Raw genomic sequence first — 19682 nt, forward strand, 5'->3', positions numbered from 1 at the left:
CATGCTGGAATGGATTGCTGACCCCTCCGCCTGGGTCGCGCTCGCCACCCTGACCCTGCTCGAGATCGTGCTCGGCATCGACAACATCATTTTCATCTCCATCCTGGTGGGTCGCCTGCCGGAAGCCCAGCGCCAGAAAGCGCGCATCCTGGGGCTGGGGCTCGCCATGGGCACCCGCATCCTGCTGCTGCTCTCCCTGGCCTGGGTGATGCGCCTCACCGAGCCCCTCTTCACCGTGCTGGGGGAAGCCATCTCGGGACGGGATCTCATCCTGCTGGTGGGGGGTCTGTTCCTCATCGCCAAGAGCACCCACGAGATCCACCAGAGCCTGGAAGGGGCCGCCGAAGAGGCGGGTGTGGTGAGCAAGACCGCGGGCTTCCTGTCCACTCTGGTGCAGATCGCCATCCTCGACATCATCTTCAGCCTGGACTCCGTCATCACCGCCGTGGGCATGGCGGATCATGTCCCTGTCATGGTGCTGGCCATCATCATCGCCGTCGGCGTCATGATGTTTGCCGCCAAGGCCATCGGCGACTTCGTCGATACCCACCCCACCATCAAGATGCTGGCCCTCTCCTTCCTTATCCTGGTCGGGGTGGCGCTGATGGCCGAAGGGCTGGATCTGCACATTCCCAAGGGTTACATCTACTTCGCCATGGCCTTCTCGCTGGTGGTGGAGATGATCAACATCCGCCTGCGCGGCCACCAGGAGCGGGCCAAGTAAACCGCGACCTGCCGAGAGATGGCCAAACAAAAAGCGCGACCCAGGGTCGCGCTTTTTTATTGCCCCGCCAACGGGGCGCCTTGAGCTCAGAGGGCGTTGCGAGCGGCCACGGCGTCCGCCAGGTTGCGCAGCAGCACCTCGGTATCGGCCCAGCCGATGCAGGCGTCGGTGATGCTCTGGCCGAAGGTGAGTTCGCACCCGTCCACCAGATCCTGACGCCCTTCCACCAGGTGACTCTCCACCATGACGCCGAACACCGCCTTGCTGCCGGCACGCAGCTGACCGGCCACGTCCTCGGCCACCAGCATCTGGTTCTTGAACTGCTTGCTGCTGTTGGCGTGGCTGAAGTCGATCATCACTTTCTGGGGCAGACCGGCCTTGTCCAGACCACTCACCACCTCATCCACGTGACGGGCGCTGTAGTTGGGCTCGCGGCCACCGCGCAGGATGATGTGACAGTCCGGGTTGCCAGCGGTCGAGACGATGGCGGAGTGGCCGTACTTGGTCACCGACAGGAAGTGATGCGGGGCGCTGGCGGCGCCGATGGCGTCGATGGCCACCTTGATGGTGCCGTCGGTGCCGTTCTTGAAGCCCACCGGGCAGGAGAGACCGGAGGCCAGCTCGCGGTGTACCTGGGATTCGGTGGTACGGGCGCCGATGGCACCCCAGCTCATCAGATCCGCCACGTATTGCGGGGTGATCATGTCGAGGAACTCGGAGGCGGTCGGCAGCCCCATGTCGTTGAGATCCAGCAAGAGCTTGCGACCCAGGCGCAGGCCGTCATTGATCTGGCAGCTGTTGTCGAGGTAGGGGTCATTGATCAGCCCCTTCCAGCCCACTGTGGTACGGGGTTTTTCGAAGTAGACCCGCATCACGATCTCCAGCTGATCTTTCAGCTCGTCGCGCAGCACCTTGAGGCGCTTGCCGTATTCCAGGGCGGCGACCGGATCGTGGATGGAGCAGGGGCCGATCACCACCAGCAGGCGATCATCGTCGCCGGCCAGGATGTTGTGGATGGCCTGACGGGATTCAAACACGGTGGCCGAGGCGGTGTCGGTCGCCGGAAACTTCTCAAGCACCGCAACCGGGGGCAATAACTCTTTGATTTCACTGATACGAACGTCGTCGGTTTGATGCTGCATGACCAAGTTTCCTGCTAGATGACTGCGATAAAGAGATCTCAATCTAGCCCTGTGCCGGGTCGGTGTAAATAGAAAATTACATTCTTCGGCAAGGAATTTTATTATCGCACCTTGCAAGTTTGCATAATGCTGCTAGGAGGCATGAAAAAAGCGGGGGGCAGAGATGAAAAGGCCCGCACGAAGCGGGCCGAAAGGGCTCAGGCCTGACTGACGCTGGCCAGCTTGTCGAAGTAGTCCGGGAAGGTCTTGGAGGTGCAACCCGGATCATTGATGGTGACCGGCGTATCGGAGAGCGCCACCAGGGAGAAGCACATGGCGATGCGGTGATCGTTGTAGGTGTCGATGGCCGCGTGTTTGAGCTGTGCGGGCGGGATCACGGTGATGAAGTCGTGCCCCTCCTCCACTTCCACGCCCAGCTTGCGCAGCTCGGTCGCCATGGCGTGCAGGCGGTCGGTCTCCTTCACCCGCCAGTTGTAGATGTTGCGGATGGTGGTGGTGCCCTCGGCAAACAGCGCCGTGGTGGCGATGGTCATGGCCGCATCCGGGATGTGGTTCATGTCCATGTCGATGCCGTGCAACGGCCCCTGCTCGGCCTCGATGAAGTCATCACCCCAGGTGATGCGTGCCCCCATCTTCTCCAGTACGTCGGCGAAGTGGATGTCCCCCTGGATGCTGTGCTTGCCGATGCCGGTAACCCGCACCTTGCCCTTGATGGCACCCGCCGCGAGGAAGTAGGAGGCGCTGGAGGCATCCCCTTCCACCAGGAAGTCGCCCGGGCTGACATAGGTCTGGTTGCCCTTGATGTAGAACACCTTGTAGTCGTCGTGCTCGATGACCACCCCGAACTGCTTCATGATGTGCAGGGTGATGTCGATGTAGGGCTTGGAGACCAGCTCCCCCTTGATGTGGATGCGGGTGTCGCCGGCCGCCATGGGGGCCGCCATCAAAAACGCCGTCAGGAACTGGCTGGAGACGGAGCCGTCGATGTGGACATCGCCACCCCAGAGCCCCTTGGCATCCACCACCAGGGGCGGATAGCCATCTTTCTTCAGGTACTGGATGTGGGCACCCGCTTCGCGCAGGGCATCCACCAGGTGGCCGATGGGGCGCTCTTCCATGCGCGGCTCGCCGCCCAGGGTGTACTCGCCGGAGCCCAGGCACAGGGCGGCGCACAGGGGGCGCATGGCAGTACCGGCATTGCCGAGGAACAGGTTGACCGGCGCCGAGACCGCGAAGCTGCGACCCAGACCATGCACAGTGCACTCGGTCTTGTCGGCGGAGAGCTTGTACTTGACGCCAAGCTGGGTCAGCGCCGCCAGCATGTGGCGGATGTCATCGCTGTCGAGCAGGTTGGTCAGCCGGGTGGTGCCCCGGGCCAGGGCCGCCAGCAGCAGGGCCCGGTTAGAGACACTCTTGGAGCCGGGCAGATTGACCACCCCGGCCACGCTAGAAATGGGTTCCAAACGCAACGAATTCATAGACTTCCTGTTCGATCTCAATTAAATCACCTGACCGGACGTTAACAGCCCGCGTCCCCCGCGGCAAGTTCGACAGTGGCACGACCGCGGGAGAGGGCGGCCTGGGTCAGGATGGGTCTGAAAAACAGACGCCGGGGAGTCCCCGGCGTCTGGCAATGGGGAGACACGCCTCAACCGTGGCGTTTGGCAAAGTCATCCATAAAGCTGACCAGGGCCTTGACCCCTTCCAGGGGCATGGCGTTGTAGAGGCTGGCGCGCATGCCACCGACGATGCGATGTCCCTTGAGAGCCAGCAGACCGGCCGCTTCCGACTCCGCCAGGAACAGCTTGTCCAGGGCCTCGTTTTTCAGCTGGAAGGGCACGTTCATGCGGGAGCGGCAGGCCACATCCACCTTGTTGCCATAGAAGCTCGACTGATCGAGGTAGCCGTAGAGGAAGTCGGCCTTCTCCTTGTTGCGTGCTTCCATCGCCGCCAGGCCACCCTGCTCCTTGAGCCACTCGAACACCAGACCGGCCAGGTACCAGGCGTAGGTGGGGGGCGTGTTGAACATGGAGTCGTTCTTGGCGGTGAGCTGGTAGTCGAAGATGGACGGCACATCGGCGCGGGCCTGGTTCAGCAGGTCATCGCGCACGATGGCGATGGCCAGACCAGAGGGGCCTATGTTCTTCTGGGCACCGGCGTAGAGGATGCCGAAGCGGCTCACGTCGAGGGGACGGGAGAGGATGGTGGAGGAGAGATCCGCCACCAGGGGCACATCGCCGGTGGCCGGGATGTCGAACATCTCGATGCCATCGATGGTTTCGTTCGGGCAGTAGTGCACATAGGCGGCATCCGCGCGAAACGCCGGCGTCGGCAGCAGGTGGGAGACCCCCTGCTCGTTCTTGGCTACCCCCTGGAAGGTCTGGATGTCACCGTATTTCTGGGCTTCATCCACGGCGCTCTGGGCCCAGACGCCGGTCACCAGGTAATCCGCCTTCTTGTTGGCGCCACCCAGCAGGTTCATGGGCACGGCGGAGAACTGGCCGCGGCCACCGCCGTGCATGAAGAGCACCTTGTAGTTGTCCGGCACCGCCAGCAGGTCGCGCAGGTCCGCTTCGGCCTTCTCGGCGACCGCCATATAGGGCTTGCCGCGATGGGAAAGCTCCATGACCGAGGCTCCCAGCCCCTGGAAATTACAAAATTCGCGCTGGGCGCGCTCCATGACTTCAACCGGCAACATGGCGGGGCCGGCGCAGAAGTTGTAAATCTGTTTGCTCATGACGCTTTCCGTGAATGGATGTGTGTGATCGGTGACTCGAACGTTTTTACACGACAGCCCCCCGTGGGGGCAAAGGCTTTTTGGGATCCAGCGCAACCTTTTGCCCCGGCGCCACCGGGCACCCATCAGACAAAAGCCCTGAACGGGCCAGGGCTTGCAGAGAATATGCATGGAAACGGGGGCGAGACAGCACGGACGGCTTTTTTCGCCCCTTTGTGGCAAATTTACAGCTTGGCGGTGAGCTCCGGCAGCAGGGTGAAGAGATCCCCCACCAGACCGTAGTCCGCCACCTGGAAGATGGGGGCCTCGGCGTCCTTGTTGATGGCGACGATCACCTTGGACTCCTTCATCCCCGCCAGATGCTGGATGGCGCCCGAGATGCCCACCGCGATGTAGAGCTCGGGGGCCACCACCTTGCCGGTCTGCCCCACCTGCAGGTCGTTGGAAACATAACCGGCATCCACGGCGGCCCGCGATGCCCCGACGGCAGCCCCCAACTTGTCCGCCAGAGCGTCGATGAGGGCAAAGTGCTCTTTCGAGCCGAGTGCCCGCCCGCCGGAGACCACCACCCGGGCCGCCCCGAGCTCGGGTCTGGCGGAGCGCATCGCACGCCGCTCGATGAGCCGGGTACGGCAGCGCACCTCGGCCACCGGCAGCGATTCCATCACGGCACGCTCCTCCCCGGACCCGGCCTTGGCGAACGCGGTGGGCCGCACGGTGAGCACCTTGACGGGGGCGCTGCTCGCCACCCGGGCGATGGCGTTGCCCGCATAGATGGGACGCAGGAAAGTGTCGGGCCCCTCGATGCCGGTCACCTCGGCGATCATCTCCACCCCGAGCCTGGCCGCCACTCGCGGCAGCAGATCCTTGCCCTGGCTGCTGGCAGCCATCAGGCAGTGCTGGTAGTCCCTGGTCACCTCGGCGAGCAGTCTGTCGACCCCGTCGTTGAGCCCCTCCGCCAGCATGGGATGTTCCGCCAGCAGCACCCGGTTTACCCCCGTGAGGGCGGCGGCCTGCTCCCCCGCCTCCGTCAGCCCCTGCCCCAGCAGCAAGAGATGCACCTCGCCCCCCAGGCGCCTCGCCGCCGTGACCAGCTGGGCCAGGTTGTCGGCGATCCGCCCCTGATGATGTTCCGCAATCACAAGTACGCTCATGGCAGCACCTTCATGTCATCCATTGATCTCTTGCTCCCCGGGGCCGTTGCCCCATGCATGGCGCTCACGCCTGCGGGAGGCATCCCTCTCATGCCCCTGCCCATCAGAGCACCCGGGCTTCGTGCTTGAGCTTGTCCAGCAGCTCGTCCACCGAGCCCACCCTGATGCCGGCGCTGCGCACCGGTGGCGCCATCACTCCGAGCTGCCGTGTCTGGTCGGCCGGCACCACCCCGAGGGCGGCGAACGGCTGGCTCTCCAGCGGCTTGCGCTTGGCCTTCATGATGTTGGGGAGGGAGGCGAAGCGCGGCTCGTTGAGGCGCAAGTCCACGGTCACCACGGCGGGCAGCGCCATGCCGAGGGTCTCGAGGCCACCGTCTATCTCGCGGGTCACCTGCAATTCCCCCTCCACCAGCCTGATGGCGGAGGCGAAAGTGGCAAGCGGCCAGTCATTGAGGGCGGCGAGCATCTGCCCTACCTGATTGTTGTCAGAATCGATGGACTGTTTGCCGAGCAGCACCAGGTCGGGCTGCTCCTGCCCGCACACCGTTTGCAGGGCCCGGGCCACGGTGAGCGGGGTCAGGGTCTCGCCGGTAACATAGTGCAGCGCCCGATCCGCCCCCAGCGCCAGGGCATGGCGCAACTGCTCGGCCGCCGCCTCGGGGCCGAAGGTCACCACCACCAGCTCGGATGCCACGCCGGCTTCCCGCAGCCTGACCCCCTCCTCCACCGCAATTTCACAAAACGGGTTGATCCCCATCTTCACATTGGCGAGCTCCACATCGGAGCCATCCCCCTTGACCCGGATCCTGACGTTGTAATCAACGACCCGTTTGACTGCGACCAGCAGCTTCATGGCGGTCATCCCTCATACCTGTTGTGTGGGTCCACCTTGTCGTCACTCACTTTTCTGCTGACAAAGTGATTTACGTTTACGTAAACTACCAGAACTACCCTAGGCCAAGTCGAGCGCAGAGGCAAGATGGAACGCGAAGCAATGGAATTTGATGTCGTCATCGTCGGTGGCGGCCCGGCAGGCCTGAGCGCCGCCATCGCATTGAAGCAGCAGGCCCCGGCCCTCTCGGTCTGCCTGCTGGAGAAGGGTGCCGAGATCGGCGCCCACCTGATCTCCGGCGCCCTGCTCGATCCCGTCGCCCTCAGGGAGCTGCTGCCAGAGAGCTGGCAGGAGGCCCCCCTCGGCGTACCGGTGACGGATGATCAGGTCCATCTGCTGCAAAGCGACAGCCGCTCCCTGCAACTGCCCCACTGGGCGGTGCCACCCCGCATGCACAACGACGGTAGCCACATCATCAGCCTCGGCACCCTCTGCCGCTGGCTCGGCAAGCAGGCCGAGGCCCTCGGTGTCGAGATCTACCCGGGCTTTGCGGCGAGCACCCTCATCGTGGAGGAGGGCCGGGTTCGCGGTGTGGTGACCGGCGACCTTGGTCTCGACAAGGAGGGCAACCCCAAGCCGGATCACGTGCCCGGCATGGCCCTGTATGGCCGCTATACCCTGTTTGCCGAAGGGGCGCGCGGCCACCTCGGCAAACAGCTGATCGCCCGATTCCATCTGGAAAATACTGCCCAGCCGCAGCATTACGCCATCGGCTTCAAGGAGCTGTGGCAGCTCCCTCCCGGCCAGGGCAAACCGGGCCGAGTGCTGCACGGCAGCGGCTGGCCCCTTGGTGAGAGAAAGGGCAACAAGAGTCAGGGGGGCTTCTATCTCTATCATCTGGCCCAGGATCAAGTGGCAGTCGGCCTTATCGTCGATCTCAACTACCAGAATCCCTGGCTCAGCCCCTTCGACGAATTCCAGCGTCTCAAGCACCACCCCCTCATCGCGGCAACGTTGCAGGGGGGCGAGCGCATCAGCTACGGAGCGCGGGCCATCACCAAGGGGGGCTGGCACTCATTGCCGCGCATGCACTTTCCGGGCGGCCTGCTCATCGGCTGTGATGCGGGCACCCTGGACTTCTCCCGCATCAAGGGGATCCACACCGCCATGAAGTCCGGCATGGTGGCGGCCGCGACGGTCGCCATGGCACTGCGAGGAGGGGATGCAGGGGGACGGGATCTGGCCGAGTTTCAGGACGCGCTGCTGCAAAGCTGGCTGACCCGGGAACTGAAGAGGGCCCGCAACGTTGGGGCCGCCCTGCACCGCTTCGGCCCCTGGCTCGGCGGCGCCTTCAACTGGCTGGAGCAGCGACTCTTTGCCCGGACTCCTCCTTTTACTCTGCTGGACAAGGAGCCGGATTACCGCCAGCTGCGCCTGGCCAGCCGTTGCCAGCCCATCGACTACCCCAAACCCGACGGCAAGCTCAGCTTCGACAAGCTCTCCTCCGTCTATCTGGCCAGCACCAGCCACGACGAGGATCAACCCTGTCACCTGACCCTTCAGGACGCGCGCATTCCGGTCGAGGTCAACCTGCCCACCTGGGCCGAACCCGCCCAGCGCTACTGCCCGGCGGGGGTGTTCGAGATCCTTGATGGGGATACCCGGCCCAGGCTGCAGATCAACGCCGCCAACTGCATTCACTGCAAAACCTGCGACATCAAGGATCCCAGCCAGAATATCGTCTGGACGCCGCCCCAGGGCGGCTCGGGCCCCAACTACCCCAATATGTAACAGGCTTGCCCACGCACACCAGAGCAGATAACAAGGAGACGCAGCCCCGGAACACCGCCCGGAGACCGTTTCCTGCACTTGGCCGGGGCTGTCGCAGGGCGACCAGCAACCTGCCATTCCCGCCGGTGAGCCCGGGCCCTCCCCCACTCCAGGGCGAACAAAGGAGGCGACGCCGGGATCGCCCGCATCGGGGTCGCCACGGCTGATCCGACCTCGCCGCTTTTTTGAGCGAACAGGCTGAACCCCTGATGAATAGGCCCTGACAAGCGGGTCCCGCCCCTGTATAGTTCGCCGCATTCAGGTTGTCCATCGGCCTCGTTATGCTATTTCATGGGATCGCTTTCCGTGCGATCTAAGGCCGCATGAACCTGTGCAACCATCCCTGATTACCCATGACTTCTTAAGGGGGGACAGATGATCACCGCCTACATTCTCAACAACAAGGTGCTGGACATAGTCACGCTCGGGCCGGATGACATCGTTCCCGACAACACCGTCTGGCTGGATGCCTACAAGCCGGACACTGCGGAGCGAGAATGGTTGACGGGCCTGTTCCTGGAGGAGGTGCCGGACAAGGAGGAGCTCGATGACATCGAGGCATCCGCCCGCTTCTACTGGGACACCGACGGTCTGCACATCCACTCCCTGTTTCCCCAGCGCATCGGTCGCGACACCAAGGGTGTGCACGTCTCTTTTACCCTGCGCAACAACCTGCTGATCAGCATCCGCGAGGATGACATCGGCCTGGTGCGTCTGCTGCGCCACTACATGCGTCAGGACAGGCTGGAGGTCGAAGACGCCCTCGACATCCTGCTGGAGGTGCAGAACCTCAAGGTGGAGTACCTCTCAGACCTGATCGAGGATGGCTACAAGACCCTGGAGAACACCGCCGATCAGATCTTCGAGCCGGACCAGATCAACCCCATGCTCAAGGAGCTGATGGCCCAGGAAGAGGCCAACGGCCAGATCCGTCTCTCCCTGCACGATACCCGCCGCGCCCTGCGCTTCCTCAAACGCAGTTTGCGCCAGCGCATGACGGGGGAGCAGAACAAGTGGATCGACGAGATGCTGCACGACGTGGAATCCCTGCTGCCCCATACCCAGTTCCTGTTCGACAAGATCAACTTCCAGCTGGAGGCCTCCATGGGGGTGACCAATCTGGAGCAGAACAAGGTGATCAAGATCTTCTCGGTAGCCGCGGTGATCTTCCTGCCGCCGACCCTTATCGCCAGCATCTACGGCATGAACTTTGGCCGCATGCCGGAGCTCGCCTGGGAATACGGCTACCCCCTCTCCCTGGTGCTGATGGTGATGTCATCGCTGGGCACCGGTCTCTTCTTCAAGAGAAAAGGCTGGCTGTGACGCCGGAACCCGGCAACTAAAGACTGCGGATTGGGGGGCCTGGCCCCCCGATTAATTCCCGGCCGTTGCCGGCCTTGCAATGGCCTGCCCTGTGCCCCATATCCCCTTCATCACTCGCACTGCATGAATGGATACCGGTCCACCATGACCCTCTACCCCGAACACCGTTACGACGATCACGGCCAGTTGCGCCCCCCGCTCTGGTTCTGGCCCATCGCCCTCTTGCTGACCCGCTCGGTCTGGCTGTTTCTGATGGCGGGGGTCACCCGGGAGAGTGGCAGCGCCATCCTGACCCTCTTCTACCCGGACAAGCTCACCCTCTATGTCAGCCTGCTGACGGACGTGCCCGCCATGCTGGCGCTGCTCGCCTGCGGCGGCACCCATCGCCAGACCCACAGTGCCAGAGCCTGGCTCAGACGCCACAGCCGCGCCCTGCTGCTTTGCTCCACCGCGAGCGGCCTGGTCATGCAGTTGCACAGCCTCAATCTGCAGCAGTGGTCGTTCAACTGGCCCACCGCCCTGGTGCTCATCGCCAGCCTCTGGGCGCTCTGGTATCTGCTAAGAAGCCGCCAGTTGCGGGATTACGCCCTGGATCAGCCCCACTGACAGGCTGGTTCACTGGCGCGTGACCCGGATCTGCAGAGTCTGGCGCTCGCTGCCGCTGGCCCTGCCCATGCCTGATGGATTGGCGATCGCGGCCTCCCGGCTGCCTTGGGTTGTGGAAAGCTCCCCCACCGTCAGCCACTGGCCCGGGGCGCCGCTCACCTCGGTGGCACTCTGGCCGGTGTGTATGTTGCCCCGCTCCACTCTTGCCTGTTCACTGCTGAGGGCCACCTGCACCCTGTCCCCTATCAGGGTCGCGGTGGCGTAGAGACCGTTCATCAGCGGCATCATGCCCACCACCCTTCCCCCCTGCCACTGGTAAAAGGTGACCGGCTGATAGGACCCCATCTGCAACAACACGGGCCGCCCGGAGAGGCCACGCACCTGCCAGTTGTCACTCTGGCTGCATTCATAGTGCCGGGCATCCCCCTCCAGCAGCCACTGCCGTTTGGCATCCAGGCTCAGCCCCACTCCGGCCTGCTGACTGCTGGAGGCGCCATCCACCCGCCACTCGATGAGCAGGCTTTGGGGCGGCTGGTTCACTTGCGCCAGGGTACGCTCGGCCTCCTGCAACTGGGCGGGGGTTCCGCTCAGTACCAGCTGGTTGCCCATGGCGCTCACCCCGAGATCCGGGTAGATCTCCTTGAGCGTCTGCACCGCGGCATCCGCCTCGAATACCGGTATGACCTTCACTTCGGCCCTCAGGGGCAATGCCAGCAACAGGCAGCACCCCAGCCCCCAATACCCTGATCCAGCGCGCATCTTCTCCTCCCGGCGTTCACCGCCATCCTCTCGCTTCCTGCCATCATGGTCCATGGCGCCCCGATTGCAACGGGCCTGGTATGCAACCCCACACAGAGGCACCTGATAAAGACTCGTTAAGACACCAATCAATACAAATAAAAATGGTTATCATTTGTTGTCACAACAAAAACCCTCGGATACAATTCGGACTCATTTTTTCGAGTCAGCCTCTGATGAAGCCAGAATCCGTCGCATCCACCCCTGCCGCCATCCACCTGGCGCTGCTCATCAACATGCTCTCCATGGGCTGCATGATGATGGTGATGCCCCTTGGCCCGGAACTGGTAACCCGCCTGGGGATGCTGCCGGAGCAGACAGGTTACTTCAGCGGCGGCGCCACCCTGGGAGCCGCCCTGCTGGGCCTCCTGGCCGCCCCCTGGCTCGATCGGGTCAACCGCAAACCCGCCCTGCTGGTACTGCTGGTCCTGCGCTTCCTGCTCTTGATGGCTTGCGCCCTGGCCGAGGATAGCCAGACCCTGCTGCTGATCTTTATCCTGTCCGGCTGCGTGGCCGGCCCCCTGGGGGCCATCCTGATGGCGGCGGTGCTGGATCTGGTACCGCCCGCCGAGCGGGGCCGCCGTCTCGCCTACGTGGGCATGGCGTTTTCCCTGGCCGCCATTCTGATCGTGCCCGCAGCCCTCGTGCTGGCCCAGTGGTCTGGCTGGCAGAGCCCCTTCCTCTTGTTTGGTGCAGGGGGCCTGCTGCTGGCCCTGCTGTGTGCCATCTGGCTGCCGTCCCTGCCGGTCAACCGGGCCCCGGCAGGCCAGGGGATGCGCCAGTTGCTGGGGTCACCGCTCTGCCAGGGCGCTCTCTTCATCCTCTGCCTGCAGATGTTCGGCCACTTCCTGCTCATTCCGCACTTTGCCAACTACTTCCAGTTCAACCTGGGTTTCCCGCGCGAGCAGATCGCCAGCCTCTATCTGTGCGGCGGCCTTGCCAGCATGGCCACCATGCGCCTGTGCGGCGGCTGGATCGATCAGGGCCGCGCCCAGGGCGCCATCCTGCTCACCAGCCTGGCCCTGGCCCTGATCACCCTGGTGGGCTTTGCCTTGCCGGCAGGCCTGCCTCTCTATCTGCTGTTCACCCTCTTCATGGCCCTGAGCTCCGCCCGTGCCAGCACCACCCTAGCGGTCACGGCGGCCATTCCGGCCCCCCATCAGCGCGCCGCCTTCATGTCTTTCCAGGGCTCGGTCACCAATGTGGCAGCGGGCCTCGGCAGCCTGCTCTCCGCCAGATATCTGGTCTCCGACGAGGGGGGCGCCCTGCACGGTTTCCCCACCCTGGCCTGGATCAACATTGCGTGCACCCTGGTGGCCTGCGCCGGTGTCTGGTTCCTCATCCGGGGCCTGAAGCGCACAAGAGATAACAATAATCCTGCCTCTGGCACCGCCAGACAAGGAAGTCAGTGAGCACCGGATCAGAAGAATCCGGACCCCATAACCTCAGTTATATCCATGGAGTTTTTGACAATGCAGTTGCAGCACGGCCTCTTTAAACTGAACCCCATTCTGCTCTCCCTTGGTCTGCTGGCCGTACCGGGCCTGGCCCAGGCCGAGTCCGTCAAGGCCAATGAGACGGTGGTGGTCACCGCCACCCAGACCAAGCACACCGAGCTGACCGCCCCGGCCAGCGTCTCCGTGGTCACTCGCGCCGATCTGGACAAGATGAACGTCAACAACATCGGCGATGCCCTCAAGCACGTGCCCGGTGTCAACATCATCGGCACCAACCCCACGGGTCGCAACGAGATCAAGATCCGCGGCATGGGCGGTGACTACACCCTGCTGCTGGTCAACGGCAAGCGGGTCAACGCCCGCGAGACCCTGGGCAGCTCCTTTGGCAACGACTTCGACTTAAGCTCCATCCCCATGGCCGCCATCGAGCGCATCGAAGTGATCCGCGGTCCCGTCTCCTCCCTGTACGGGGCCGATGCCCTCGGCGGCGTGGTCAACGTGATCCTGCGCCAAGCCAAGGAGAACACCGAAGCGGCCGTCGGCTACACCCACACCATGCCCACCAAGGGGGATGGCGGGGATGCCAACCAGGGTAGCGCCTTCGTCTCCGGCGCCCTGATCGACAACAAGCTGCTGGGCAGCGTGGTGGTGGAAGGCTATCAGCGGGATCGCTGGAAGAGCGAGCAGTCCAACAACCCGGATGCCGACGCCCTGGAGAAACGGGAAGTGGTCAACGTGCTCTCCAGCCTGAAGTGGCTGGTGGCCGACAACCAGGACATCGACTTCGATCTGGGTTACAACCAGAACGACATGGACAGCTACTTCAACAACGTGCCCCGTGCCCCGACCGCACCGGCCACCCCCCACAACGTGCAGAAACTCGATCGCCTGAGCCTGGGGCTGACCCACAACGGCCGTTGGGAACACTTCGACAGCCGCGCTCGTTACTACTTCGAGCAGACCGATCTGATGGATGACTCCCAGCTCAACGGTGGCGCCGCCGACATCACCCAGACCAACAACACGGTGGATGGCCAGTTGAGCGGCTACCTCGGGGATCACCTGCTGACCTCGGGTGCAGAGTTCCGCAAGACCGAGCTGGAGCACAGCCGCAGCATCCAGAACAGCAGCGTGGATGCGAGCCAGAGCGCTCTCTACCTGCAAGACGAGTTCGGCTTTGGGGATCTGGCCCTGACGCTCTCCGGCCGTCTGGATCACCACGAGACCTATGGCAACGAGTTCAGCCCCCGTGCCTACGCCCTCTACTCCCTGAGTGACGAGTGGGTGATCAAGGGCGGCGCCGGCAAGGCGTTCAAGGCCCCGACCCTGGCCCAGTCCAGCGAAGGGTTCGCCACCACCGCCTGCCGCGGCGCCTGCAAGGTGATCGGCAACCCGGATCTGAAGCCGGAAACCTCCGTCAGCTACGAGCTTGGCACCGCCTACAACGCCGATCGCTTCGGCGCAGGGGTGACCGGCTTCCACAACGAGATCGAGGATCTGATCCAGAGCGATCAGTGGGGCCCGGGCTACCGTCCGACCGTCATGACCTACCTCAACGTCAAGAAGGCCCGCATCAAGGGGCTGGAGCTGACCGGCTGGTTCGACGTGCTGGACAACGTGCAGCTGACCGGCAACCTGACCCTGCTGGACTCCGAAGACAAGAGCACGGGTGACGATCTGGCCAAGACCCCGGATCACACCGGCAACATCGGCCTGGACTGGAAGGCGAGCGACGTGGTCAGCGCCAACCTGGCCTGGCAGTATGTCGGCAGCCAGGTGATCAAGGTGCCGGCTCGCAACGCCCAGGCATTCACCTCCAAGCACTACCAGACTCTGGACGTGAACACCAAGTGGACCGTCACGCCGGCCCTGGACTTCAAACTCGGCATCACCAACCTCACCAACACCCAGCGTGACGAGGTGGCGACCGACGCCGACTTCATCCTGGAAGGTCGCACCGTCTACGCAGGGGTCGATTACAAGCTGTAATCCATCCTGTATGCGGGAGCCCCGGTCGCGGGGCTCCCTTTTTGCGTTTCTGCCTCCCCGAATTCAAGGAGTCATTGAGTGCTCAGATACCAAGCTCGGCTGTTCTGGCTCAGCGTGCTGCTCCTCTTCCTGCTGATTTGTCTGTCACTGGCCACCGGGGCCGGTGTCTATGGTGGCCGCGAGGTCGCCGGTTTCCTGATGGGCGATCCCGCCTTCGTGGCCGATGAAAAGCTCGCCATGATAGTCCATACCCTGCGCCTGCCCCGTACCCTGGCAGCCCTGGTGGTGGGGGCGTCACTCTCCCTGGCGGCCTCCATGCTGCAAAGTGCCACCCGCAACCCTCTGGCCGAACCCGGCCTGCTCGGGGTCAATGCCGGCGCCGTCTTTGCTCTGGTGATCGGCCTCACCTGGTTTGGTGTCGAATCCGCCTACGGCTATCTGCTCTGGTCCGGCATGGGGGCCCTGCTCGGCAACCTCATCGTGCTGGGCCTCGGCCTCATGGTGGGGCGCTCCAACCCCCTCAAACTCATCCTAGTAGGAGTCGCCCTCTCCGCCACCTTCGGCGGTCTTTCCAACTTCCTGCTGCTCTCCAACCGGGTGGTGCTGGAGCAGTTCCGCTTCTGGAACTTAGGGTCCCTTGCCGCCTCCAGTCTGGAAGCGGTACTCACCGTGGTCCCCTTCGCCCTGGCCGCCCTGCTGCTGACCCTGGCGCTCTGTCGCCCTCTCACCCTGATGCAGATGGGGGATCACCAGTCCAGGGCCCTCGGCATCCGCCCCACCCGGGTGCGGATCGGCGTGCTCTTGGCCGCAACGCTCTTCACCGCCTGCGCCATCGCCATCGCCGGTCCCATCGGCTTTGTCGGCTTCCTCGCCGCCTACTGCGCCCGCCTGGTGGAGCCGGTTCGCCTCGCCATCCAGGTGCGCTTCTCCGCCCTGTTCGGGGTGCTCTTTCTGCTCGGTGCCGATGTGCTGGCCCGCTGGCTGATCCAGCCCTACGAGCTGCCCAACGGCGTCATTCTGGCGCTCATCGGGGCGCCCGTGCTCATCCTGGTGGTGCGCAGCGGCGGCTTCCGCTCCCTGCTGGCCGTCAAATAAGGTGCCACGCCCATGAAGAACTCTCTCTCACTCCCGAGCGGCACCCTCTGCCTTCGCCTTGGCAGCCACACCCTGTTGCTGCACCGCCGCACCTGGCTCATCACCCTGGGGCTCCTGGTCGCCCTCACCCTGCTCTCCCTGCTGGCCCTCACCCTGGGGTCCGGCAAGATCACCATGATGGGGGTGATCCAGACCCTGCTCGGGGAGGGAAGCCGACTCGATCAGGTAACCGTCTTCAAGATCCGACTGCCGCGCCTGTTGGCGGTGCTGGTGGCCGGCGCCGCCATGGGACTCTCGGGCTGCCTGGTGCAGACCCTGGTGCGCAACCGCCTCGCCACCCCGGACATGATCGGGGTCAACGAGGGGGCATCCCTGGCCATCATCATCTTCTCTCTCTATCTGACCCTGGGCACCTGGCCCTGGTGGGCCGCCCCCTTCGGCGCCCTGTTTGCCGCCGCCGTGCTCTATGCCCTGTGCAACAAGCCGGGGGAGCAGGGCTACCTGTTCGTGGTGATCGGCATCGGGGTCTCGGAGCTGATGAACGCCCTCGGCCAGTTCGTCATGTCCACCCAGTCCCTGGTACACCTCACCAGCCTCTATCTGTGGAACATGGGCAACTTCGTCGGTCAGGGCTATGGCACCCTGCTGCCGGTGAGCCTGCTGCTCCTGCTCATCTGTCCCTGGACCGTCTGTCTCTCCCGCTCCCTCGGCGTGCTGCGCCTGGGACCGGTGACGGCCAGCACCCTCGGGGTCAACGTGAACCGGGTCCAGCTCGGGGTGCTGGCCCAGGCCATCATCGTCGCAGCCCTTGGCACCGCCATCGGCGGCCCCGTGGTCTTCATTGCCATGGCGGCCCCCATCCTTGCCTCCTGGCTCAGCCGGGATCGCATCGTGCCGCTCTGGATTGCCGCCCTGTGCGGCGCCCTGATGCTGCTCGCAAGCGACACCCTGGTGCGGGTGCTGGCCAGCCCCCACGAGGTGGCCACCGGCATCATGACCCGCATTCTCGGCGGCCTGCTGCTGCTCTTCATCCTGCTCAAAGATCGCCAGAAGGCCGACTGACCATGGCATTCATCCATTTTCAATACAGACCGAGGGCCGCCCGATGACGCTCACCGTGAACCGACTCCAGTTCGGCTACCCGCAAAAGACCATCTTCAAGGAGATCTCCTTCTCCCTCCCCCGGGGCAAGCTGGTGGGGATCGTCGGCCCCAACGGCGGTGGCAAATCCACGCTGCTCAAGCTCCTTGCGGGACAGGAGCAGCCCCGGTCCGGGGAGATCCTGCTCAAGGAGAAGCCACTCGGTGCCTATGGCGCCAAAGCCCTGGCTCGGGAACTCGCCTATCTGCCCCAGCGCCCCCTGGTCCCCCCCGGTATCCTGGTGGAGCAGCTGGTGCAATATGGCCGCCATCCCCATCAGGGCTGGTTCAATCAGTGGAGCGAGGAGGATGCCCGCATGGTGGACTGGGCCCGGGAGCGGATGCAGCTTGATGCCATCTGGCACCAGAGCGCCAGTTCGCTGTCCGGCGGTCAGGCCCAGCGGGTGTGGCTCGCCATGGTGCTGGCCCAGGATGCGGACATCATCTTGCTGGACGAGCCCACCAGCGCGCTGGACATCGGCCACCAGACCGAGGTGATGGAAGCCATCCATCGGGTCACCGCCGAGGGCAAGACGGTGCTTATCGTCATCCACGATCTCGCCACCGCCGCCCGCTACTGTGACGAGCTGATTGCTCTGGGGGATGGCGCCATCCAGGCCATGGGCCCGGCCCGGGAGGTGGTGACCAAGCCCCTCATCGATCGCCTCTACCAGACCGATGTGGACATACTGCACGCCCCCGGCGACGGGGCCCCTGTCATCGTGCCCCGCCGACGGGCTGACGAAGTGCCTCGCCTGCGCGCCGACCATGGCGTGTCGGCCTGAGCCATACCCTGTGCCAGAGAAAGAAACCGCCTGATGGCGGTTTCTTTCTCTGGGCTTTGCGTTGGCGTTATCCGGGCGCTGGCATCGTGCTCACAGCAGCAAGACGGTGAGCACGCCCCCCGGCAGGGCTTGCCAGTGCAGGGTGGCGCGCCAGCCGGCTGGCAGGGTCGGCGTCAGCGGGCATTTGAGCTCCAGGGTGAGAGTCTGCGCCGTCATGGCGAGCCAGCGGGCATCGAGAAAGTCAAAGTAGCGCCCCACCCGGGAATAGAGCCCCTTGAAGAGGCTCTCCTTGGCGGAAAAAACCAGAGTCAGTCCCTCTGCCAGGCTCAGCTGGGCGTCGTGAGCCCCCGCCTCCAGCCGTCCCCACTCCTCCCCATCCATGATGCCGGGCCAGAGCTTCGCCCCTTGGTCGCCATCGAGCCAGGCCTCCAGATCCAGCCCGATTCCCTCCTGGCCCGGGCGCACCGCACACAGGGCCAGCCCCTGCCCCGCCAGCTGGCTGTGGCTGATGCTCCCCTCCACCCCTTCAGGCCAGAGCGGCTCTCGGGCACTTCCGATGGCCACCGTACTCCCCGCCAGGCCGAAGGGGCGCAGGGCCTCGCGGGCCGCGAGGCGCCCCGCCAGAAACTCCCCGAGGCGCTTGGGGGCAGCCCCCTGCAATGAAGCAGGCAGGATGATGCCCTGGGCCCCAAAGCACTCCGGCGAGAAGGCGGCGGGATCGAAACAGACCCGATGAAGAGGCAGCGTCTCCAGGCCCGGCAGGCACAAGGTATCGGATTGACGGACAAAGGATCCATCGAGTGAGGGACAACGAGGCAACATGAAAGGCTCCTGACAGGGGCCTGCGATGGTACCAAAGCAAGCCGAGGTCATGCCACAAATACAAATGACAACGTTTCTCACTTGCTTTGTGGTAGCATGTCCCCGCCCATTCGGGGCTGGCCGGGCGGCTCTCAGGCACTTTCCACAGACTCCGGCCCACCGATTTCACCCATAAGGATGTCACCATGAAGATCTTCTCCCCGCTGGCCACCTTGCTCATGCTGGCCAGCCTGACGGGCTTCCAAGCCCAGGCGGGCAGCCGCCAGGTCATCGATGCCAACGGCCAGCCCCAGAGCGTCCCCGATGCGCCCCGGCGAGTCGTCGTGTTGAGCGAACTCGATCTCGACAGCGCCCTGACTCTGGGGGTGCAGCCGGTAGGCACCGTCAATGGACGCGGCCAGTCCACCCTGCCCCGCTATCTGCTGGGCAAGGCGGGCAAGGAGATCGCCGTGGTCGGGGATCTGGACAACCCCAATCTGGAGACCCTCATCGATCTGGAGCCGGACCTCATCCTCACCGGCCAGACCAAGCCCGAGCTCCTGGCCCTGCTCAAGGAGATCGCCCCCACCGTCGTCACCGGCAACTGGGGCGAGCCCTGGAAAACCGTGTTCGACCGCAGTGCCGACGCGATGAACCGGGGGGCCGAGGCCAAGGCGTTCCTCACCCGGTATGAGGCTCGCCTGGCAGAGGCCCGCAGCAAGCTTGCACAGCATCAGGGGGAACAGATGAGCATAGTGCGCTGGAACCCCAAGGGGCCGAGCTACATGCACGGCGGCACCTTTGCCAGCAGCGTGGTCACCGAGATGGGGCTCACCCGACCCTCCCACCAGATTGGCGACAAGAGCCCCCACTCCCCGGCCCTGAGCCTCGAATCCCTCAACCTGCTGGACGGTGACTGGCTGGTGATCGGCACCCTCAGCACCAGCGGGGATGCGGTGGATGCCATGAAGCAGGCCGAGCAGACCCCGGCCTTCCAGCAGCTCGGCGCCATCAAGGGCAAGCGCTTCGGCGCCGTGGACGGGTCACTCTGGACCTCCACCGGCGGCCCCCAGGCGGCCCTCAAGGTGATCGACGACGTCGAGCGCCTGCTGACCAAACCGGATGCCGCCCCCATCGCTCACTAATCCCCCCTCGGTTGACGGCCAACAAGAAGCCCGCATGATGCGGGCTTCTTTTTAGGTTCTTCGCGGGATCTTGGGGAAGTGGAAGTTGACAGACAGGGTGCTGGTAAACTGGCTGTCTCCAAACA

Annotated in this window: 17 protein-coding genes; 10 read left to right on the forward strand and 7 right to left on the reverse strand. The window is 64.3% G+C overall.

The genetic code is table 11. The features are described 5' to 3' along the window. The first annotated feature begins 1 nt into the window (after position 1). Positions 2-724 carry a TerC family protein gene (locus tag PG887_RS08070; RefSeq protein ID WP_010674455.1) on the forward strand — a complete coding sequence of 241 codons (723 nt, stop codon included), beginning with the start codon at positions 2-4 and terminating at the stop codon, positions 722-724. A gap of 86 nt (positions 725-810) precedes the next feature. Here the strand turns inward: PG887_RS08070 and aroG are convergent, their stop codons facing one another. The 5 genes from aroG to PG887_RS08095 form a co-directional block, all read right to left on the reverse strand. Further along, the gene (gene aroG / locus PG887_RS08075) at positions 811-1866 is read right to left on the reverse strand and encodes a 3-deoxy-7-phosphoheptulonate synthase AroG (protein WP_041212942.1); all 1056 of its coding nucleotides are present in this window, start codon (positions 1864-1866) and stop codon (positions 811-813) included. Positions 1867-2063: 197 nt separating this feature from the next. Next, positions 2064-3344 (reverse strand): 3-phosphoshikimate 1-carboxyvinyltransferase, encoded by a 1281-nt coding sequence (aroA, locus tag PG887_RS08080; RefSeq protein ID WP_049636217.1) that lies wholly within the window; start codon positions 3342-3344, stop codon positions 2064-2066. Positions 3345-3514: 170 nt separating this feature from the next. Then, the gene (gene serC / locus PG887_RS08085) at positions 3515-4603 is read right to left on the reverse strand and encodes a 3-phosphoserine/phosphohydroxythreonine transaminase (protein WP_010674452.1); all 1089 of its coding nucleotides are present in this window, start codon (positions 4601-4603) and stop codon (positions 3515-3517) included. Positions 4604-4827: 224 nt separating this feature from the next. Further along, on the reverse strand, positions 4828-5757 hold the full coding sequence (locus tag PG887_RS08090; RefSeq protein WP_104455809.1) for an electron transfer flavoprotein subunit alpha/FixB family protein: 930 nt from the start codon (positions 5755-5757) through the stop codon (positions 4828-4830). A gap of 103 nt (positions 5758-5860) precedes the next feature. Further along, positions 5861-6610 (reverse strand): electron transfer flavoprotein subunit beta/FixA family protein, encoded by a 750-nt coding sequence (locus PG887_RS08095; protein WP_180344810.1) that lies wholly within the window; start codon positions 6608-6610, stop codon positions 5861-5863. 126 nt (positions 6611-6736) lie between these two features. Here PG887_RS08095 and PG887_RS08100 point away from each other — a divergent pair, with 126 nt between their 5' ends. From PG887_RS08100 to PG887_RS08110, 3 genes are all read left to right on the forward strand, one after another. Continuing rightward, a complete protein-coding gene (locus tag PG887_RS08100; protein WP_270821446.1) occupies positions 6737-8380 on the forward strand; it encodes an electron transfer flavoprotein-ubiquinone oxidoreductase in 1644 nt (547 codons plus the stop codon). A gap of 414 nt (positions 8381-8794) precedes the next feature. After that, positions 8795-9742, forward strand: a complete 948-nt coding sequence (gene corA / locus PG887_RS08105) for a magnesium/cobalt transporter CorA (RefSeq protein ID WP_005301617.1) — start codon at positions 8795-8797, stop codon at positions 9740-9742. 144 nt (positions 9743-9886) lie between these two features. Beyond that, entirely contained in the window at positions 9887-10348 is a 462-nt protein-coding gene (locus PG887_RS08110; RefSeq protein ID WP_045524977.1) for a DUF2919 domain-containing protein, read from the forward strand. Positions 10349-10357: 9 nt separating this feature from the next. On the opposite strand, the gene PG887_RS08115 is transcribed toward PG887_RS08110, so the two are convergent. Further along, on the reverse strand, positions 10358-11107 hold the full coding sequence (locus PG887_RS08115; protein WP_270821447.1) for a hypothetical protein: 750 nt from the start codon (positions 11105-11107) through the stop codon (positions 10358-10360). A 215-nt stretch (positions 11108-11322) separates the two neighbouring features. Here PG887_RS08115 and PG887_RS08120 point away from each other — a divergent pair, with 215 nt between their 5' ends. The 5 genes from PG887_RS08120 to PG887_RS08140 all read left to right on the forward strand — a co-directional run bounded on the left by PG887_RS08120 (position 11323) and on the right by PG887_RS08140 (position 17611). After that, positions 11323-12558 (forward strand): MFS transporter, encoded by a 1236-nt coding sequence (locus tag PG887_RS08120; RefSeq protein WP_183148552.1) that lies wholly within the window; start codon positions 11323-11325, stop codon positions 12556-12558. A 60-nt stretch (positions 12559-12618) separates the two neighbouring features. Beyond that, a complete protein-coding gene (locus PG887_RS08125; RefSeq protein ID WP_270821448.1) occupies positions 12619-14592 on the forward strand; it encodes a siderophore amonabactin TonB-dependent receptor in 1974 nt (657 codons plus the stop codon). Between the two features lie 78 nt (positions 14593-14670). After that, the gene (locus tag PG887_RS08130) at positions 14671-15687 is read left to right on the forward strand and encodes an amonabactin ABC transporter permease subunit 2 (protein WP_270821449.1); all 1017 of its coding nucleotides are present in this window, start codon (positions 14671-14673) and stop codon (positions 15685-15687) included. 12 nt (positions 15688-15699) lie between these two features. Next, complete coding sequence (locus tag PG887_RS08135) at positions 15700-16749, forward strand: amonabactin ABC transporter permease subunit 1 (protein WP_270821451.1); 1050 nt, start codon at positions 15700-15702, stop codon at positions 16747-16749. 43 nt (positions 16750-16792) lie between these two features. Further along, entirely contained in the window at positions 16793-17611 is an 819-nt protein-coding gene (locus PG887_RS08140; RefSeq protein ID WP_270821452.1) for an amonabactin ABC transporter ATP-binding protein, read from the forward strand. Positions 17612-17701: 90 nt separating this feature from the next. Here PG887_RS08140 and PG887_RS08145 read toward each other — a convergent pair whose 3' ends face one another. After that, the gene (locus PG887_RS08145) at positions 17702-18433 is read right to left on the reverse strand and encodes a 4'-phosphopantetheinyl transferase family protein (protein ID WP_270821453.1); all 732 of its coding nucleotides are present in this window, start codon (positions 18431-18433) and stop codon (positions 17702-17704) included. Between the two features lie 185 nt (positions 18434-18618). Here PG887_RS08145 and PG887_RS08150 point away from each other — a divergent pair, with 185 nt between their 5' ends. Next, positions 18619-19557, forward strand: a complete 939-nt coding sequence (locus PG887_RS08150; RefSeq protein WP_104455803.1) for an ABC transporter substrate-binding protein — start codon at positions 18619-18621, stop codon at positions 19555-19557. Positions 19558-19682 lie beyond the last annotated feature (125 nt).

It is taken from the genome of Aeromonas sp. QDB14 (assembly GCF_027707845.1).
Lineage (GTDB): Bacteria > Pseudomonadota > Gammaproteobacteria > Enterobacterales > Aeromonadaceae > Aeromonas > Aeromonas caviae.

What these genes read in the sequence shown, in the direction of transcription:
- PG887_RS08070 (WP_010674455.1), top strand. Translation starts at nt 2, where the DNA reads ATGCTGGAATGGATTGCTGACCCCTCCGCCTGGGTCGCGCTCGCCACC.
- serC (WP_010674452.1), bottom strand. Translation starts at nt 4,603, where the DNA reads ATGAGCAAACAGATTTACAACTTCTGCGCCGGCCCCGCCATGTTGCCG.
- aroG (WP_041212942.1), bottom strand. Translation starts at nt 1,866, where the DNA reads ATGCAGCATCAAACCGACGACGTTCGTATCAGTGAAATCAAAGAGTTA.
- PG887_RS08100 (WP_270821446.1), top strand. Translation starts at nt 6,737, where the DNA reads ATGGAACGCGAAGCAATGGAATTTGATGTCGTCATCGTCGGTGGCGGC.
- PG887_RS08145 (WP_270821453.1), bottom strand. Translation starts at nt 18,433, where the DNA reads ATGTTGCCTCGTTGTCCCTCACTCGATGGATCCTTTGTCCGTCAATCC.
- PG887_RS08140 (WP_270821452.1), top strand. Translation starts at nt 16,793, where the DNA reads ATGACGCTCACCGTGAACCGACTCCAGTTCGGCTACCCGCAAAAGACC.
- PG887_RS08135 (WP_270821451.1), top strand. Translation starts at nt 15,700, where the DNA reads ATGAAGAACTCTCTCTCACTCCCGAGCGGCACCCTCTGCCTTCGCCTT.
- PG887_RS08150 (WP_104455803.1), top strand. Translation starts at nt 18,619, where the DNA reads ATGAAGATCTTCTCCCCGCTGGCCACCTTGCTCATGCTGGCCAGCCTG.
- PG887_RS08095 (WP_180344810.1), bottom strand. Translation starts at nt 6,610, where the DNA reads ATGAAGCTGCTGGTCGCAGTCAAACGGGTCGTTGATTACAACGTCAGG.
- PG887_RS08120 (WP_183148552.1), top strand. Translation starts at nt 11,323, where the DNA reads ATGAAGCCAGAATCCGTCGCATCCACCCCTGCCGCCATCCACCTGGCG.
- PG887_RS08110 (WP_045524977.1), top strand. Translation starts at nt 9,887, where the DNA reads ATGACCCTCTACCCCGAACACCGTTACGACGATCACGGCCAGTTGCGC.
- corA (WP_005301617.1), top strand. Translation starts at nt 8,795, where the DNA reads ATGATCACCGCCTACATTCTCAACAACAAGGTGCTGGACATAGTCACG.
- PG887_RS08090 (WP_104455809.1), bottom strand. Translation starts at nt 5,757, where the DNA reads ATGAGCGTACTTGTGATTGCGGAACATCATCAGGGGCGGATCGCCGAC.
- PG887_RS08125 (WP_270821448.1), top strand. Translation starts at nt 12,619, where the DNA reads ATGCAGTTGCAGCACGGCCTCTTTAAACTGAACCCCATTCTGCTCTCC.
- PG887_RS08115 (WP_270821447.1), bottom strand. Translation starts at nt 11,107, where the DNA reads ATGCGCGCTGGATCAGGGTATTGGGGGCTGGGGTGCTGCCTGTTGCTG.
- aroA (WP_049636217.1), bottom strand. Translation starts at nt 3,344, where the DNA reads ATGAATTCGTTGCGTTTGGAACCCATTTCTAGCGTGGCCGGGGTGGTC.